The organism is Flaviaestuariibacter flavus, assembly GCF_004337505.1.
GTDB classification, from domain to species: Bacteria; Bacteroidota; Bacteroidia; order Chitinophagales; family Chitinophagaceae; genus Flavisolibacter; species Flavisolibacter flavus.
Genome location: NZ_SJZI01000009.1, coordinates 85603 through 103434, shown reverse-complemented (window position 1 = coordinate 103434; position 17832 = coordinate 85603). Strand labels below are relative to the sequence as shown.

Annotated in this window: 12 protein-coding genes; 5 read left to right on the top strand and 7 right to left on the bottom strand. The window is 60.5% G+C overall.

Annotated elements, in window-relative coordinates; translation table 11 throughout:
- On the bottom strand, window positions 1-686 hold a 686-nt coding region (locus EPD60_RS07180), incomplete at its 3' end, for an IS256 family transposase (RefSeq protein WP_207896557.1).
- A gap of 319 nt (window positions 687-1005) precedes the next feature.
- Between EPD60_RS07180 and EPD60_RS07175 the strand changes: the two genes are divergently transcribed.
- Window positions 1006-3225 (top strand): sensor histidine kinase, encoded by a 2220-nt coding sequence (locus tag EPD60_RS07175; RefSeq protein WP_165871454.1) that lies wholly within the window; start codon window positions 1006-1008, stop codon window positions 3223-3225.
- 458 nt (window positions 3226-3683) lie between these two features.
- Here EPD60_RS07175 and EPD60_RS07170 read toward each other — a convergent pair whose 3' ends face one another.
- The 4 genes from EPD60_RS07170 to EPD60_RS07155 form a co-directional block, all read right to left on the bottom strand.
- Complete coding sequence (locus EPD60_RS07170) at window positions 3684-4484, bottom strand: SDR family NAD(P)-dependent oxidoreductase (RefSeq protein WP_131448321.1); 801 nt, start codon at window positions 4482-4484, stop codon at window positions 3684-3686.
- A gap of 397 nt (window positions 4485-4881) precedes the next feature.
- Window positions 4882-5910 carry an ATP-binding protein gene (locus tag EPD60_RS07165; RefSeq protein ID WP_165871453.1) on the bottom strand — a complete coding sequence of 343 codons (1029 nt, stop codon included), beginning with the start codon at window positions 5908-5910 and terminating at the stop codon, window positions 4882-4884.
- A gap of 27 nt (window positions 5911-5937) precedes the next feature.
- On the bottom strand, window positions 5938-7455 hold the full coding sequence (gene kaiC / locus EPD60_RS07160) for a circadian clock protein KaiC (RefSeq protein ID WP_131448317.1): 1518 nt from the start codon (window positions 7453-7455) through the stop codon (window positions 5938-5940).
- The gene (locus EPD60_RS07155) at window positions 7452-7742 is read right to left on the bottom strand and encodes a circadian clock KaiB family protein (protein WP_131448315.1); all 291 of its coding nucleotides are present in this window, start codon (window positions 7740-7742) and stop codon (window positions 7452-7454) included. The genes kaiC and EPD60_RS07155 overlap by 4 nt, the downstream gene beginning before the upstream one ends.
- Before the next feature lie 162 nt (window positions 7743-7904).
- On the opposite strand from EPD60_RS07155, the gene EPD60_RS07150 reads away from it, so the two are divergent.
- Entirely contained in the window at window positions 7905-8102 is a 198-nt protein-coding gene (locus EPD60_RS07150; RefSeq protein ID WP_131448313.1) for a hypothetical protein, read from the top strand.
- A gap of 92 nt (window positions 8103-8194) precedes the next feature.
- Here EPD60_RS07150 and EPD60_RS07145 read toward each other — a convergent pair whose 3' ends face one another.
- Complete coding sequence (locus EPD60_RS07145; protein ID WP_131448311.1) at window positions 8195-9094, bottom strand: SDR family oxidoreductase; 900 nt, start codon at window positions 9092-9094, stop codon at window positions 8195-8197.
- A 263-nt stretch (window positions 9095-9357) separates the two neighbouring features.
- Here EPD60_RS07145 and EPD60_RS07140 point away from each other — a divergent pair, with 263 nt between their 5' ends.
- Window positions 9358-9819: a transposase gene (locus EPD60_RS07140; RefSeq protein WP_131448309.1), complete on the top strand. Its 462-nt coding sequence runs from the start codon at window positions 9358-9360 to the stop codon at window positions 9817-9819.
- Window positions 9820-10140: 321 nt separating this feature from the next.
- Here EPD60_RS07140 and EPD60_RS07135 read toward each other — a convergent pair whose 3' ends face one another.
- On the bottom strand, window positions 10141-11613 hold the full coding sequence (locus tag EPD60_RS07135) for an alpha-amylase (protein ID WP_131448307.1): 1473 nt from the start codon (window positions 11611-11613) through the stop codon (window positions 10141-10143).
- A gap of 251 nt (window positions 11614-11864) precedes the next feature.
- On the opposite strand from EPD60_RS07135, the gene EPD60_RS16890 reads away from it, so the two are divergent.
- Together EPD60_RS16890 and EPD60_RS07130 are read left to right on the top strand one after the other, a co-directional pair.
- Window positions 11865-12005: a hypothetical protein gene (locus tag EPD60_RS16890; RefSeq protein ID WP_165871452.1), complete on the top strand. Its 141-nt coding sequence runs from the start codon at window positions 11865-11867 to the stop codon at window positions 12003-12005.
- 427 nt (window positions 12006-12432) lie between these two features.
- Window positions 12433-17538 carry an MBG domain-containing protein gene (locus EPD60_RS07130; protein WP_165871451.1) on the top strand — a complete coding sequence of 1702 codons (5106 nt, stop codon included), beginning with the start codon at window positions 12433-12435 and terminating at the stop codon, window positions 17536-17538.
- The last annotated feature ends 294 nt before the right edge of the window (window positions 17539-17832 follow it).

Genomic DNA, 17832 nt, shown 5'->3' with positions numbered 1-17832 from the left:
ATGTCCTGGACACCCCGGTGTCTCAGGTCGGCGAGCACCGAGCGCCAGAAGGCAGCGCCTTCATTTTCACCGAAGTAAATACCGATCACTTCCTTTTGCCCCTCTGTGGAAACGGCCAGTATGGAGTAGATGGCGCGGGTCTTGACAACGCCGTCCTGTCGGACTTTGAAGTGGATGGCATCGAGCCACACCACCGGGTAAACGCTCTCCAGTACCCGGTTCTGCCACTCCTTGATCGCCGGGATGATCCGGTCGGTAATGGCCGTCAGCGTGCCATCCGAGATGTCGAAGTCATAAATCTCCTTCAGGTGCTTCTGAATGTCTGAATAAGACAGGCCCATGCCATACAGGCTCAGGATCTTCTGGTCCATATCCTCGGAGATGACCCGCTGACGCTTGGCCACTGTCTGTGGCTCGAAGGAGGCGTCGCGGTCGCGGGGAGAAAAAATATCAAAGCCGCCCAACGAGCTTTGTATATTTTTTTGTGTGTGGCCGTTGCGCCGGTTGCCGCCCGGCCTTTTCTTCTCCTTAAGGTGCTCGTCCATCTCACCTTCTAAAGAAGCTTCAATAACGCGCTTTAAAAGCGGCGTAAAAACACCTTCCGCTCCAACTAAAGGCTTGCCGGAGCGAAGCTGCTCACCAGCCTCCTTTACAAAAGCATCAAAATCAAATGATTTCTTTTCCATCGTATATCAATTTAATCAGTTTTAAATTGACACACTTTATTGAGCATACTCCGGATGTCGGATTTAAGCTGGAGATCTTTTCATCTACAAACAAATCAGACATCCCACATCAGACATCAGCCATTCCCTCCCCGGCTCATGTAATCATTTGCTCCTGTACTCATGTAATCTGCCTTCAGTTTTTCCATCCCGCGCTCATCCGATCGCCCACCTCCGCCCTCCCTTTTTTTAAACCCCAGCCATGCAAAGGCAGAAGGCTTTGTCGTAACTTATGGGCAACACCCGCATCTCATTTTTGAGAAACCTCCTTAAGCTGACTATGAAACGCCAACTACCTCCGACTGCACGGCCAGCCTTCCTGTCTGAAGGCGGCGAAATGGGGCGCGCCATCGCGGTCCGCGACTGGTCGAAAACGGCCCTCGGCCCTCTTGATGACTGGCCCGAAAACCTATGCAGCGCGCTTGCCCTTATGTTGCCTTCCAACGAGCCGATGGCCCTGGCCTGGGGCCCGCACCGCATCCTGCTGTACAACGACAGCTACCGCATGCTGTGCGGCAGCCGCCATCCGCACATCCTGGGCCTCGACTTCCGGCGCAGCCACCCGCCGGGGTGGCCGGCCATCCGCGCCGCCTTCAACCGGGCCGCGCACGGCGAAGGGTCCTGCGTGGAAAATCAGCCGGTGCTCTTCGACCACAACGGCTACTACGAGGAGTCGTTCTTCAACTTTTCGTTCAGCCCGGTGCACGACGAGCAGCACCACGTGGCGGGCATCTTCATGACCGTGGCCGGGCAAACGGCCAAGGTGCTTTCCATCCGCCGTCGCCGCGCCCTGGTGGCCCTCGCCAGCCGCAACGGCGAGGCCCGCACGGTACAGGGTGCCCTGCAGCTGGCTGCTGCCACCCTGGCGCCCTTCGACCTCGATCTGCCCTTCCTGCTCCTTTACCGCACCCGCGACAATGGCGTGGAGCTGGTGTCGCATGCCGGCTTCAACGAAGACCACATCAGCCACAACGTGCCGCCCACGGTGGCCGATGGGGCCGACTGGCCCTTCGAAATGGCCCTGAAAAGCGGCGGGCCTTTCGAGGTGATGATCGGCGACCGACTCGGCGCGGTACCCGTGGGGCCCTACCCCGAGCTGCCGCAGCGGGCCTTCATCCTGCCCATCACGCCGCCCGGCTACTCCGGCCCCGCCGCCTTTGCCGTGGCGGGCGTGTCGCCGCGCCTCACGCTCAACGAAGCCTACCGCGCCTTCTACGGGCTGCTGGCCACCACCCTCACCGCCTTCCTGGCCTACACCGAAGACCGGGAGGCCGAAGAGATGCGCGCCAAAGCTCAACTCGAGGCCTATTGGGAGCACTTCCGCCAGATGGCCGCCGCCGTGGAAAAAAGCGAGGAGCTGTTCCGCACCCTCGCCGACCAGGTGCCCGTGATCGTGTTCATGACGGCGCCCGACAACGCCACCTACTGGAATAAATTCTGGCTGAACTACACGGGGCTTTCCGCTACCGAGTCGCACGACAAGGGCTGGCGCGTTGCCGCCCACCCCGACGACGTGGCGGAGGCCATCGCCGTCTACAACGGCGCCGTGGCGCGCCAGGAAACGGTGACCCACGAGCTGCGCCTGCGGCGCCACGACGGCATCTACCGCTGGTTCCAGTTTACGGTAGGCCCGCGCTATGCCAGCGATGGCACCCTGTCGGGCTTCTCGGGCATCGCCATTGACGTTACCGAGCGGCGCGAGACGGCCACCCTGCTGGAGTCGCTGGTGCGCGAGCGCACCAGCGAACTGCAACGCTCCAACGAAGACCTGCAGCAGTTTGCCCACGTTACCTCGCACGACCTCAAAGAGCCGGTGCGCAAGGTGAAGACCTTTACGAGCATGTTGTCCGAAGACGCCGACAACCACCTGTCGGAGCGCAGCAAGGGCTACCTGCAGCGCATCAAGAGCGCCACCGACCGCATGCTGACGATGATCAACGGGGTGCTTTCGTATTCGACCATCACCGCCTCGGAACCCGAATGGCAGCCGGTGCCGCTCAACGAGCTGCTGGCCTCCATACTCGAAGACCTGGAGGTGCCCATCCGGCAGAAAGGCGCCACCGTGGTATGCGGCCGCCTGCCGGTGCTGGAGGGCTCGCCGGTGCTGCTGTACCAGCTCTTTTACAACCTGGTGAACAACGCGCTGAAGTTTACCCGCGAAGGCGTGGCGCCCCGCATCGACATCAGCCGGCACCCCGACCGCCTGCCCGGCTGGACGCGCATCGAGGTGCGCGACAACGGCATCGGCTTCGAGCCCGACTACGCCGAGCACATCTTCGAAACCTTTACCCGCCTGCATTCCAAAGACCGCTACGAAGGCACGGGCCTCGGCCTGGCGCTGTGCCGCAAGATCGTGCAGCGGCATGGCGGGCACATCTCCGCGCAGGGCATGCCGGGAGAAGGAGCGCTGTTCGTGGTGTCGCTGCCGCTGGCATTGACGGACCGGCGCCCGGAGGGCGATGGGCGGGAGAAGGAGAGTGGTGAAGGGGTGTTGAAGTAGTACGGGTTGCCCCCAGGGTTTTTCCTGGCAGGGGAAGATTTCTCGCAGAGGAAATTTCTCGCAGAGGGCACGGAGCGTTTCGCAGAGTTCACAAAGGCTCGTTCTCCGATTAACGTTTTTTGGAGATTGTCTTATAGGTCTCACGATGTTCTATAACCGAGAGAGCGAGAGCGGCTGCAAGCAGCGGAGAAGTTGGGTGTTGTTGGTAGGTGGCGAAGCGACGGGCGTTAGCCCGTCATTGCGAGCGGAGCGCAGCAAACTCCGGCGTTACGCATGGTGTTCGTCGGCGGAGACTTTGCGTATTGAAGTCTCCTCAGGCGCCGACCAGTCTTAAGGTCAGGGAGTTTGCTTCGCTACGCTCGCAATGACCGCTGCGCGATCGCTTCGCGTCCTACCAACGTGCGTCAGCCGATAGCGCGCGTCAGCCAAATCAGACATCAGACATCCGCCATCCGCCATCAGCCATCCTGTTTCGGTTCCTGCATTTTCTTCATCTGGTCGGCTACCCTGTCTTCGGGGAGGATATTGCCGATGCCGGCCATCAGCTTGTTTTTGGCGCCGGAGATTCCTTTGTCTTTGTCGGCGAGGAGGGCCCGGTAGCCGTCGGCGGCTACCTGTGCGGGATCGGAGAGGCCGCCGTCGAGGATCCGGGAGTCGTTCGTGTCGGCCTTGTTGAAGAAATCGGTTTCGGTGGCGCCGGGCTGCAGGGCGGTGACGTGGATGGCGGTGTCGGCGAGCTCGAAGCGGAGGGCCTCGGTGAAGGAGCGCACGTAGGCCTTGGTGGCGTGGTATACGGCCAGCCGGGGGGCGGGCATCTGCGAGGCGATGGAGGCGAGGTTGAGGATCTTGCCCGAGTTGCGGGCGATCATACCCTGGAGAAAGAGGTAGGTGAGCGCGGTGAGGGCCGACACGTTGAGCTGGATGATATCGAGCTGGCGGTGGATGTTGCTTTCGGCGAAGAGGCCGTACTGGACTTGGCCGGCGTCATTTACGAGGGCGTCGATAACGAGGCCGCGGCCTTTGATATCCTCGTAAAGCTCAAAGGGGGCGTTGGGCTGGAAGAGGTCTTTGGCAACGGACAACACGTTGACGCCGAAGTCTTCTTCGAGAGCGTGGGCGCGCTTGTACAGGTCGCTGATGGTGCGGGCCACGATGATGAGGTTGTAGCCGTCTTTGGCAAAGAGACGCGCCAGCTCGTAGCCGATGTCGCTGGTGCCGCCGGTGATGAGTGCGTATTTCCTGGAGGATTGTGTAGCCATGGTGTTTTTTGAGTGCGTAAGAAAGGGCGCAAAAACAGGGCCTGACCTCACCCCCTGGCCCCTTTCCGGAGGAGCGGGGAGTTGAATATCGAATATCGAACAAGGAATAGCGAATATCGAAGTGAAGAGAAGAGGTTGCAGGCGGCAGATGCTGCGCTGTTCTAACATCAGGCATCGGCCTTTTGATTCCGGTTGTGCGCATCAAACGAAAAGGCCCCCGAAATGGGGGCCTCGACGTTCATTGCTGAAGCGGCTGAACCATCAAGCCGCACGTGTTTCGTTTTCACAGGTTAGCCTCGGGGCGGTTCCGTATGGTTAAGGGTGCCCCGTATCCACATTAATCACAAGATCGTGCCAAAAACGTGCTTCGGAAAAGATGGGAAGAGTAGTGCCGCTGTCAGCGGTGGCGGTTGCCGGAGGAAGGATCGTGGTGGGGTGTTTCCTGGCGGCGCGGGAGGCAGAAGGTAAAGGTGGCGCCGGCGCCCTCGGTGCCTTCGGCACGGATGGTGCCGCCGTGGGCGTCTACGATCTTCTGGCAAAGCGCCAGGCCCACGCCCATGCCTTCGATGCCTTCGCGGTGGTGCCGCTCGAAGGGCTGGAAGAGCCGCGGGCCGACGCTTTCGGGGAAGCCCATGCCGTTGTCGCTGCAGGCGATGCAGCACCAGTCGGCGCCGGCGCCCGCTACTTCGTGCACGCGCACCACGGGTGCCACATCGGGGCGGCTGTACTTGAGGGCATTGCCCACCAGGTTGAGAAGCAGCTGGTACATTTCGCCGGGCACCGCGTCGATCACCGGGAGCGTGTCGGACTCGAGGCGGCCGTCTTTTTCCAATAGCAATAACTCCAGGTCGGCGCGCACCTCGCGCAGTACGTTGTTGAGGTCAACGGGCTCGAAGGGCGGGCGCTGGTGACCTACATTGGAGATCTGCTCGATGCCGTTGATAAGGCCGCGCATCCGGATGGCCGAGGCCTGGATGGCTTCCACGCGCTTGCGCGCGCCGTCGGCGATGCCGGTGCCGTCGAGCAGCAACCCCGCGTTGAAGATGATCTTGCGCACCGGCTGCCGCAGGTCGTGCGATACAAAGGAGGCGAAGCGGGCATTCTCTTCGTTGCTGCGCTCGAGCTCATGGCGCTGCCGTTCCAGTTCGGCCGACGCGGCGCGTGCGGCCGTGACGTCGCGGAGTGCCAGCAACGAGGCGGGTGCGCCGTTCCATTCAATGGCCGACACCAGCATCTCGGCGGTTTGCATGCGGCCGTTGCGCAACAGGGTAATCTCCTGGATGACACCCGGCTCGGTGGTGCGTCCGAAAGGCTGGCCCAGCAAGGCTTCCGCCGGCCGGCGAAACAGCTCACCGGCCGCCCGGTTGGCGTACACGATCGTGTCGGTGGCATCCACCACCAGCACAGCGTCCAGCAAATGTTCCAATATGTTTTCGGCGCCGGTCATGCTGGGTCAGTCTTGCTCATCGTTTTCGTTACCGGCAGGCATCGGCATGCCACCGAGGATGCCGCTGATGCGGCTGAATTCGGAATCTGAAATATGCATGCCGGAGCTATCAATATCGAATTCATAAATGCTCTTGGTGTGGCGCGAGCCGCGCATCTTGAGCACCGTCACCACGCGGTAGATGCGCCCGCGCAGCTCGGCATAGCGCAGCAGGATGATGGTGTCGGTGATCGTGGAGATATGGCTGTCGGTAACCGAGGTGCCGCCGATGATGTTGGCGCTGGTGGAGGTGAAGATGGCCATGATCTCTTTCTTCTTGAGGAAGGAAGTAAGCGCGATGAGGAACTCCCGGAAATTCTTTTTTGAAGAGCCACGCTCGATGGCCGAGAGCGAATCGAGCGCGAAGCGGGCGGGCTTGTATTTTTCAACGAGACCCTGGATGTGTACCAGGTGCTCTTCGAGGGGCATCGTCTCGGGGTAAAGCACTTCGATGTGCAGGCGGCCCGAACGTTCCATCTTACCGAAGTCGACGCCCCAGCCGGCGGCATTGCGGCCCAGCTGCGCGCGGCTTTCCTCGTAAGCCAGGAAGAGCACGCGCTCGCCCGACTCGTAGCCACCCTTGATGAACTCGGTGACCATGAGCGTCTTGCCGGTTCCGGTAGCGCCTGATACCAATACGATGGAGTCTTTGAAAAAGCCGCCGCCGCACATGGCGTCGAGCGGGGCATTGCCGGAGGAAACGCGTGCTTCGGAAGACTGTTGCGTAAGCGCGAGGCGGGTGAGCGGGATGACGCGGAGGCCGCTTTCGGCGTGGATGACGAAGGGCTGCTCGCCGGCGCTGTGCGCCGAGCCGCGGTACTTGAGGATCTCGATGGTGCGGCGGCGCTTCTCGCTTTCCAGCACGTTGCGCAGGATGAGCACGTTGTCGGCGAGGTATTCTTCCACCCCAAAGCGCGATACGTTGCCGTACTCTTCGAGGCGTTCGGAAGTAAGGATAATAGCGAGGTTTTTTTTCTTCAGCTGGGTGAGCAGCTTGTGCAGCTCGTGGCGGATCGTGTTGGGATCCTGCAGGTAGTGAAAGAGTGAGCCGATGGAGTCGAGCACCACGCGCCTGGCGCCGATGGTGCGTACCACGTCGAGCACGCGCAGGGTGAGGCCTTCAAGGTTGTAGTCGCCGAGGATGCGGGTGTCGTTTTCAAAAGGCGTGGAGGCGTCTACATAACGCCAGAGCTCTTTTTTCTCCAGGGCTTCGATGTCCCAACCGAAGGAGCGGACGTTGCGCTTCAGGTCGGTGGCCACCTCTTCGAAGGTGACGAATACGCCGGGCTCGCCGGCCAGTGCGCCTTCATAGAGAAACTGCGTGGCGAAAATGGTCTTGCCGCTGCCCGAAGAGCCGGAGAGGAGGGTGGCGCGGCCGCGGGGGAGGCCGCCGTAGGCGATTTCGTCGAAGCCGTCGATGCCCGTGGGTACTTTATGAAGAGGCGCCGGCCTGCGGGCCGGTGCTTTGACGGTTTTTCTGGTCATGGCAGGGGGATGTCTTCGGTTAAAAATTCTACGGCCCTGGCGGCGCCTTCGGCGTTGAGGTTGCCGATGATGCGCTTTTCCGGACCCGGCGTTACACGGGCGATGGTGGGGAGTGCGAGGATCTTGCGCTCTTCGCCGAGGCCGGGGTCTTTGCCCAGGTCGACAAGCTCCACACTATAGGGGCGGTTTCCGAGCGCACCGGTGCAGGCCTCCCGGAAAAGGGAAAGCAACTGCTCGTTGCGGGGTGAGCGGCCGGCCACATATAAGTGAAAGACGAGTTTTCCCATTGCGGGAGCTTGTGGTTAAGGATGATCGTGGGGAGGCGGGGACAAGGTAGGGTATTTCCAACGGGTCGACCGGCATTTTTAGGGGGCCTGGCTTTAAAAAGGCAGATACGGCACAGGCTTTGCCTTAGGTAGGGTAAGAGAAACCTACTAACACCATTCGCCATGTATCAAAGCTTTACCGACAACGAGCTGCGCGAGGCCATCCGGGCCAGCACCGAAGAATACCAGTTGCTGCGCAGCAAGGGCAGCGCCCTGAAGTGGGTGCTGCAGGTGGCGGAAGCGCTGACCAGCATGCAGGGCGAGCTGAACCGGCGCCTGGCGCTGCGCAGCCGCAGGGCGTCTTCGACGGGAATGTCTTAAATGCGTTGCCCTGGCCGCACAGTCAGAATCTTCAAGGGAAGTATTCCAGCTTCATTCTTTACCCGTATTTGTATCACCCAAGGCCTTGCGCCTTACGGCAAGCCGCCGCCGCCCATGGCCCCATATACCTGCCCGGTTGTGTAGGAGGCGTCGTTGGCCGCGAGTTGCACATAGATGGAGGCGAGCTCGGCAGGTTGGCCGGGGCGCTTCAATGGTGTTTGTCCGCCGAACTCTTTCAGTTTTTCCATCGTAGCGCCGCCGCTGACCTGCAGGGGTGTCCAGATCGGGCCCGGTGCCACGCCGTTGACACGGATGCCTTTTCCGGCCAGCTGCTTTGCCAGTGAGTACACGAAGTTGCTGGTGGCGGCTTTCGTTTGTGCGTAGTCGTAAAGCTCGGCGGAGGGCTGCAGGGCCTGCTCCGAGGTGGTGGCGATGATGACCGAGCCGGGCTCCAGGTGCGGCAGCGCGGCTTTGATGATCCAGAAGGGCGCGTAGATATTGGTTTTCATCGTGCGGTCGAACTGCTCCGAGGAGACGTCGAGGATGGATTCTTTCGTTTGCTGGTACGCGGCGTTGCTCACGAGGATGTCGAGCCCGTCGAGGGCCTGGAGTGCGTCGGCCACGAGGCGGGTGCAGGCTTCTTCGGTGCGGATGTCGGCGGGCAGGGCCACGGCCTTGCGGCCTTCTTTTTCGATGAGGGTGATCACCTCGCGGGCATCGGGCTCTTCGTCGGGGTGGTAGTTGATGGCCACGTCGGCGCCTTCGCGGGCATAGGCGATGGCGGCGGCGCGTCCCATGCCCGAGTCGCCACCGGTGATGAGGGCCTTGCGGCCGGCAAGGCGCCCCGATCCTTTATAGCTTTCCTCGCCGTGGTCGGGCCTGGGGTCCATCTTCGAGGCAAGTCCCGGCCAGGGTTGTGATTGTTCTTTAAAAGGCGGCTTGGGGTATTTTTCGCGGGGATCCTGGAGCCCGCCGGGTGTGGTGTTGCTCATGGTAAAATTCGTGTCGGGGTCTGTAATAAAACCAGGCCTAACGGGACAGTAAACGAGGGCCTCCGGTTGCTTACAGAGGGGGGACGCGCTAATTGGTTGGCTGAGAATTGTTGGTAGCAAAGCGCCCCGGAGGGGCGCCGCTGGCCGGGGTGGTTTGCATCGCAAACCGGGTGATAAAAACACCTATACCCAACGGGAAAAATAACATCCGTTCCTGTATCTCACCACATGGCCACTACGTCCTCGTTTTGCAGTTTGCATCCATGTCGTACAAACAGATTTACCTGCACATCGTATTCGCCGTTGAATACCGCCGTGCCCTCATCCTGGATACGTGGCGCCCGCGCCTTCACCAATACAGCATCAGCGCGCTCGAAGGCCGCCGCCATAAGGTTATTGCCATCAATTCAATAGAAGACCACCTTCACCTGCTGCTCGGCCATTGGCCCTCCGATCCCTTACCCGACCTGATGCGGGACTGGAAATCCAATTGTACCGTATGGATCAACCGGGAGGGATTTACCGAACGGCCCTTTGCATGGCAGGAAGGATATGCGGCCATAAGCGTCAGCCCCGATATCGTTGGCCGTGTGGCAGGTTATATCGGCCGGCAGCGGGAGCATCACAAGCGACAGAGTTTCCGTAATGAAATCACCGGGATATTGGATGCCGCCGGCATCGAATGGAAACCGGAATATTTGTTTACGGAGCCGAAGGACGGATAGCCCGAGGTATTACGGCAACCCTTATTGCGATTTGCGGCGCCCCTCCGGGGCGCGGTTTTCTGTATATCGCTCGTTACCCCGGGCTGACGCCCGGGGCTATAAAGCCGTTGCCCCTCCGGGGCAATGCGCTACCAACAGGTGTAGCCGCAACTGTTGTTGCACCAGACGATTGATCTGTTGTCTCTTTGTCGCAATGCGCTACCAACGGTTATAGCTACTAATCATCCTCGCATTCGACGATCGGACCGTTGCCCCTTTGGGTCAATGCGCTGCCAACAGCACTGCCGATAATCGAACGTTTGCTCTTCCGTCTTCAAGGCTTTACGCCACCCACACACTCACCGACCCCGCACTCACCGGGAATTCCGCCCAGCCGGCCTCATCGATCACCACTGCACCGTCGTGGTGGCCCAGCAGGTCGCGGAAGGTTTGGCCGGCGTAGCGGGCGCCGATCTCCATATGCTTGAAGCCGGTGTCGCCGTTGGAGAGCACCACCGCGCAACCGCTGTGCTGCTCGTCGCCCCCGCGGGTCCAGCCCACGCAGTTGGGATGATCGAACCATTCGCGCTGGAGGCCCCAGGCATGGTCGCGGCGGGCCTGCAGCAGTTTGGGCAGCGCCTCGATCTTCGGCAGGAAAATCTCGTGCTCGGCCCCGTCGCGGCCCGTGTCTTTATAGGAGGCGCCCCAGAGGTCGGGCGCGAAGATGCAGGGATAGCCTTCTTCGCGCAGTAAGATCAGCGCGTAGGCAAGCGGCTTGAACCAGGGCTCCACGGGCGCCTCGAGCGCCTGCAGCGGCTGCGTGTCGTGGTTCTCCACCACGGTTACGGCTTTGTCGGGACGCGCCTTCATCAGCGAGTCGTTGAGGATGCCCGCGAGGTTGTAGGCGTTGCCGCTCTTGCTGGCTTCGTGCAGGCGGTGGTGCAGGGCCGAGTCGAAGAGGCTCATACGGTCGCCGGTGGCCTCGAGGTAGCGGAGCAGCAGCTCAAGGTTGCCGGGTGCCCAGTATTCACCCACGGCGAAAAGAGTGTTGTCGGCGTCGGCGCGAAGGCGGTCGAGCCACTCGTTGTAGAAGCGCGGGGAGATGTGCTTCACCGCGTCAAGCCGCACACCGTCGAAGCCGATGGCGTGGTGGTACCAGCGGCCCCAGCGGTACAGTTCCTCGCGCACCGCGGGATTGCGAAACTCCACGTCGTTGAACATCAGGTAATCGTAGTTGCCTTTTTCGTCGGAAATCATCTCTTCCCAGTCGTCGCCCCATTCCTGGAGGATGCTGTAGATGCCGGTTTCGCCGGTGCGTGCATCCCAGTCGACACCGCTGAAGCACTGGTGCGTCCACACGAATTCGGAGTACTTGCCACCACGCGCCGGGTATTTAAAAAGGGTGTAGGCTTCGATCTCGCGCGGCTCGCCAACGGGGGTGATCCGGTGCTCGGGGTCGACGGGGATGGCCATTACGGTTTCGGTTTCATCGCCGCCCCCCAGGTGGTTGAGCACGATGTCGGCGATGGCCTGGATGCCCTGCTCCTGGAGGGCTTTCACGGCGGCTGCATATTCGTCGCGCGTGCCGTAGCGGGTACGCACCGAGCCTTTCTGGTCAAACTCGCCGAGGTCGTAGAGATCGTACACATCGTAGCCTACCGAGTTGGCGCCATCGGTGGCCTTGCAGGCCGGCGGCAGCCAGGCGGCGGTGATGCCGAGCGACGCGAGGAAGGGTGCCTGTTCGCGCACCCAGTTCCAATACGTGCCGTCGGCGGGGGAGTACCAATGAAAAAGCTGGATCATCGTTCCGTTCATGTGTGGTGCCTTTCTGTTGGCGTACAGTATAGAAAAAGCCGTTCCAGCCCGGCGCTGCGCGGGTGGAACGCATTGCTTATCTTGTTATTTATACCATGAACCGACTGCTATGCGAAAACATTTTCCCCTTGCTTTACTTTTTCTTGCGCTTGCTGCCGGCCCCGGCTGCGCCCTCATCATCCACGGCCCGAACTAGGGTGTGGTCATCGACAGCGACCCCGCCAAGGCGCGGGTGCTGGTAGACGGCAGAAATGAACGGTGTGCTGCAGGGCGGCACCGCTTCCGTGTACGACACCCGCAACGACCTCCGCATCGCGGTGGTGCTCCATGCCGACCCGTCGTGGCAGCGCGTCGGGCAGCTGGAAAAGGCGGTGCCCGCTGCGCAACCCTGAGCAGGCTTCCAGGTTAGGCTCCGGCGTTTTATTTGTTTGAAAACGTGCAAATCCGCTCCCGGGGCGGATTTGCACGTGCCTGCGCCCGCCTCCGGGCAAGAAAAGGCGGCCCGGGTCTGGCAAAACGCTGTACCTTGCCCGAACTTAAACGCTCCTCAAGAGCAGTTTAGTTGGTTTATTGACGACTCCGGTTTTCACCGGAGTTTCCTTTTTTCCGGCAGTGGCACGATACCGTGCTTTGCTTCGAGACGCGCCGGTTGAGGCAAAACCGTCCCAAAAACCCGGTGACCGCCACCGGGGGAAGAACGCTTCACAAAAGGCATTGCCGTGGGATGCGCAGTGACGCTGCCTTCCCGACTACCCGCCCGGCGCCGTTGTAACGCTCACGGGCACGGGATTTCTCCCCGGAGAAACAGTGACTCTTCAAGTGCTGCATAATGATGCGGATTCTGTCGGATCCGACCCGCAGTACCACCAGCCCTGGACGGTGATCGCCGACTCTTCGGGCAGCTTTGTTACTTATTGGACTGTCCCACTCGATGGTGATGCCGAGTGGGCGACGCTCATTGCCAGCGCCAACGGCAACAGTTCCGGGCTGCATGCCGAGGCCATCTTCACCGACGCGCCACAACCTGCCTGCAACCTTTCGGCGATCAGCGGTCCTGCCAGCCGTTGCCAGGGTGCCGGGACGAGCTCCTATAGTGTTACCTACGGTGATGTGTCGGGCTTCAACTGGACCGTCAGCGGTACGGGTAATACTATTTCATTTGTGAACGGAAGCGCCACGGTAACGTGGGCCGCCGGTTTTAGCGGAACGGCTACCGTTACCTTCAGCGTAACGGCATCCCTGTGCACGGGTCCTGCCACGCGCTCGCTGAATGTCGTGGTGAGCCCGCTTACGGCAGCTGCAACCGCCAATAGCGGCAGCGGGGCTACCGCTTCCGCCATCACGGCCAACTGGAGCGCGTCGGCGAATGCCACGAAGTACCTGCTCGACGTATCGCAGGATGCCGGCTTCGCCACCTTTATTACAGCGGGTGGTAAAACCTATAACAGCTTCGATGTGGGCAACGTAACGACGTATACCGTTACCGGGCTTAACGCCAACACTACCTATTACTACCGTGTGCGGGCCTCCAACAGCTGCGGTACGGCGGCGGTTTCCAATGTCATTACCTACGGAACCCTTCCGCAGGCCCCGTCGGCACCCACGGCCAATGCCGGCACCGATGCGGGCTGCACGCAGGTTTCGGTAAGCTGGAACCAGGTTGCGGGCGCTACCGGCTATTTCCTGGATGTGGCGCGCAACAACGGCTTCAGCACGGGCGCGATCGTGGGGAATTATAAAGATTCTTCCCTTGGTGCGGTGAGCTCGTTCGTCATCACCGGCCTTACTGCCGGCAATACGTATTTCTACAGGTTGCGCGCTGGTAACGGCGGCGGCTTCAGTGGCTACTCCAACATCGTTTCCATCGCTACGCTCCCGGCTATGCCCGCAACCCCGGGCCCCATCAGCGGGCTGACGACAGTGTGCAGCGGCGCGAAGGGCGTATCGTATTCGACAGGTTCCGTTGCCGGTGCTACCAGCTACGTATGGACCGTGCCCACGGGCGCCTCTGTAGCCACGGGCGATGGCCAGAACGCCATCACGGTCAACTTCGGCAATACGGCAGGCTCCATTACTGTCAAGGCGACGAACGTCTGCGGCACCAGCAACGCCCGCTCGCTCGCCATCAGTATGAATACGGCTGCCGTTGTTAGCAGCGAGCCCCTGCCACAGTCGGTCACCTACGGCAACAATGCCTCGTTTACGGTTGCCGCAGGCGGCACACCGGCGCCGAACTACCAGTGGCAGGAGTATATTTCGTCGTGGAACAATGTGCTTGATAACAATGACTACCACGGCGCCGCCACAGGCACACTCAGCATCGATACGCCCGGCGTAGCCGCGAGCGGACGCAGGTACCGCTGCATCGTAAGCAACAGCTGCGGCGCCGATACCACCGACGAGACGGCCCTGCTGACTGTGGCCGCAAGAGCCATCACGATTACCGCGGATGCGAAGAGCAAGGTGTATGGCGAGGACGACCCGCCGCTGACGGCGCAGGTAACGGCAGGCAGCATCATCGGCCCCGATATGCCCAGCGGCGCCCTGGCCCGCACCGGCGGCAAGAACGCCGGTCGTTATGCCATCAAACAGGGCACCTATACCTACGGTGCGAACTACGTGGAGACCTACGTTGAAGACAGCCTTACCATCAGTCCGCGACCGATCACCATCACGGCCGATCCAAAGAACAAAACCTATGGTGATAGCGACCCGCAGTTCACCGCGAAGGTGACTTCGGGGAACACGATTGGCACCGACGCGGCCAGCGGAACACTGACGCGCGACGCGGGCGAAAATGTCGGCCGCTATGCGATCCGGCAGGGTACGTATTCCTACGGTGGCAATTATGCGGAAACATTTGTGAAAGACAGCTTCAGTATCGGCCAGCGGGCCATCACAATTACCGCCAACGCGGCCGGCAAAGTTTATGGAGATGCCGACAGCGTGCTCAAGGCGAAGGTGACGTCGGGCAGTATCGTGCCGGGCGATGCCCCCTCGGGTACCTTAGTTCGCGCGACCGGGGAAGGCGTAGGAGCCTATGTTATCACCCGGGGCAGCTATTCGTATGGAGGGAATTATTCGGAAAACTTCGTGGAGGACAGCTTCCGCATCAGTAAGCGCCCCATCAGCATCAACGTTAACGATGGGCAGCACAAAACCTATGGCAACGCCGATCCGGCTTCCTTCGCATACACCCTCGGCGCCGGAGAGCATCTTGCTTCATGGGATGCATTCAGCGGCAACCTTAGCCGCGATGCGGGCGAGCAGGTGGGCAATTATCCCATCCGGCAGGCAGGGCTTTCAATCAAAGAGGGCAGCGTGGACCATACGGGCAACTATGCGATCAGTTTTAATGGAAGCGATTTTGCCATCGAACGGCGCGCCATTACAATAACAGCGGATGCGAAGAGCAAAACGTATGGTGATCCCGACCCGCCGTTGACCGCCCGGGTAACAACGGGCACGATTGCCGGAAACGATGCGCCCACCGGGGCATTGAACCGGGCACCCGGCGAAAACGTGGGACGTTATGTCATCCGGCAGGGCACGTATTCCTACGGTAGCAATTACCTCGAGACTTTTGTTGAAGACAGTTTCTCAATTGGCCCGCGCGCCATTACGCTCACTGCCAACGCGGCCGGCAAGATCTATGGCGATGCCGACAGCGTGCTCAAAGCGAAAGTGACATCGGGCAGCATTGTGGCGGGCGATGGCGCCTCGGGCACATTGATCCGTGCGGCCGGCGAGGATGTGGGCGCTTACGTGATCACGAAAGGCACCTATACCTATGGCGGCAACTATGCGGAGACCTTTGAACAAGACAGCTTCAGGATCCGAAAGCGCGCGCTCAATATCAATGTGACTGCCGGGCAGCACAAGACCTATGGTAATGCCGACCCGGCGTTCGCATATACACTCGGAGCCGGTCAAAGCCTCGCTTCCTGGGATGCCTTCTCCGGCGGCCTGTCGCGGGATGCGGGCGAGAGCGCCGGCACCTACCCAATCGGAATCGGCGGCCTTGTCATCAAGGAAGGCAGCGTTGATCATACCGGCAACTACGCCATTGTGTTCGCAGGCAGCAACTTTGTCATCGACAAACGTCCTGTTTGTATCACGGCGGATGCAAAAGCCAAAAGTTACGGCGCTCCCGACCCTGTGCTGACTTACCAGATCACCAACGGCTCGCTTGCATTCAACGATACCTTCAGCGGTAGCCTGGAAAGGGTGGCTGGTGAAAATGTGGACAATTATGCGATCCTGCAGGGAAGCGTGGCGCTCAACAGCAATTATACGCTGACCTATAGGGGAGCCACCTTCCGCATCAATGCAGCAAGCATCACCACTTATTTCGGCGTGCCCGTCCCTGCGCGCCGGCAATACAGCGACACGGTGACCTTCCGCGCGCGTATCATCGGCGGGGCTCCGAAATTTGCCAACACGGCCGGGGCCGCCGACAGCGTCATCTTTAAGGTGGGTACCCAGGTCATGGGGACAGTGGTATTCAGCATCGACGGTGCCGACCTGGTGGCCGCGCTGCCGACTTCGCTGCTCGAAACCGTCGCCGGCCAGATGGCCCCGGGCACCAAAACGATCACCGCAGTGTTCAAAACCCCGAACGGCAACTACGGGCTCACCACGGCAAATAACACGCTGAGCGACCCGTATTTCACCATCGACAAGGAAGATGCCCGCATCGAGTATACCGGCGACCAGCTGATGAGTACGGGAACGACGACAACGGCCATTGTGAAGCTGCGTGCCCAGGTGCTCGATATCACCGCGGTGCCCGCCGACCCCGCCTACGACAAGGCAGCCGGGGATATCCGCAATGCAAAAGTGATGTTCGTGAACGGTGAAAGCCGGACGCCCCTGTCGGGCTGGCTGCCGGTGGTGCTCATCGCCGGCGACTCGCGCATCGGCACGGTTGCGTTCAACGACACGGTGGTTCTTTCCAGTGCGGAAACCGACCGCGAGATCAGCATCGGCATCGTGGTGGACTATGGCTATTACCGCCGCGACTGCACCGCCGACAATACGGTTGTAACGGTGTACAAGCCGGTGGGTGACTTCATCACCGGCGGCGGCCACGTGGTGCCGGATAAATCGGTGGGAACAATGAAATCGGATATAGGCACGAAGACCAACTTTGGCTTTAATGTGAAGTACACCAAGAAGGGAACAAGCCTGCAGGGCAACATGAACATCGTGTTCCGCCGCACGGAGAATGATGGGGTGTTGCATACCTACCAGATCAAGGCCAACTCGCTGCAGTCGCTGGCCGTAAATGCATCGAACCCGGCGCTGCAGACGGCGCAGTTCTCCTCCAAGGCCAACCTCACCGACGTCACCAACCCACTGGCGCCGGTAGCCAGGGGCGGCAACAAAACCCTTTATGTGTACATGACCGACCGCGGTGATCCGGGCAGCCAGGATTCGATTTCGATCGTGCTGGTGGAAGGCACCGCCAACCCGGCCGTGCTGGCCAACCTGATCTACTCGAGTGAGTGGCTCCTGAACAAGAGTGGCCAGAAAGGGCTACGCGGCGGTAACCTGGTGGTGAAGAGCGGCTTCAGCCTGGGCGCTACCACGCCGACTGCCGCTAAGTCGATAGCAGTAGCCGTTGAAGAAACCTTTGCGCGGAAAGTCCCGGTTGGCGATGCCTGCGGGGCAACGGCGCGCTTCGGCCTGCGGGCATACCCGGTGCCCACGCAAAGCGAGTTTACGCTGGTGGTGGAAAGCGACGATGCCCGAACACCCGTGACGCTCCGCATCACGGACCTCCGTGGCCGCGTGGTGCAGCAGTACACTTCCCTGTCGGCAGGCCAGGTGATCCGCACCGGCGTCAGCTATGCCGGCGGTACGTACCTCGCCGAGATGATCCAGGGGCGGCGGCGGACGGTGGTAAGGCTGTTGAAAGAGTAAGGAAAGAAGTGTATATGAAAGACGAAGAAGGCCTGCGGGCCTTCTTTTTTTTGAGGAGCGGGCATGAAAAAACCGGCGAGTTGCCGGTTTGATGCTCCCTCGGAAGTGTGTTACTCAAACCTTTTGCTGGAGAAATTACGGGGGATTTATCATTTGAAAGGAGTTGTAAATATCTGAAATAGAATCAGTTGTGGAAGGCCAGAAGGAAACCCAGTGTAAAACGGCAATGGAGCTGTTTGGAACAATTTCGGGAAAGGAGGTGACAGGATAGTGTTTTTAAAATGTCTTAATTAT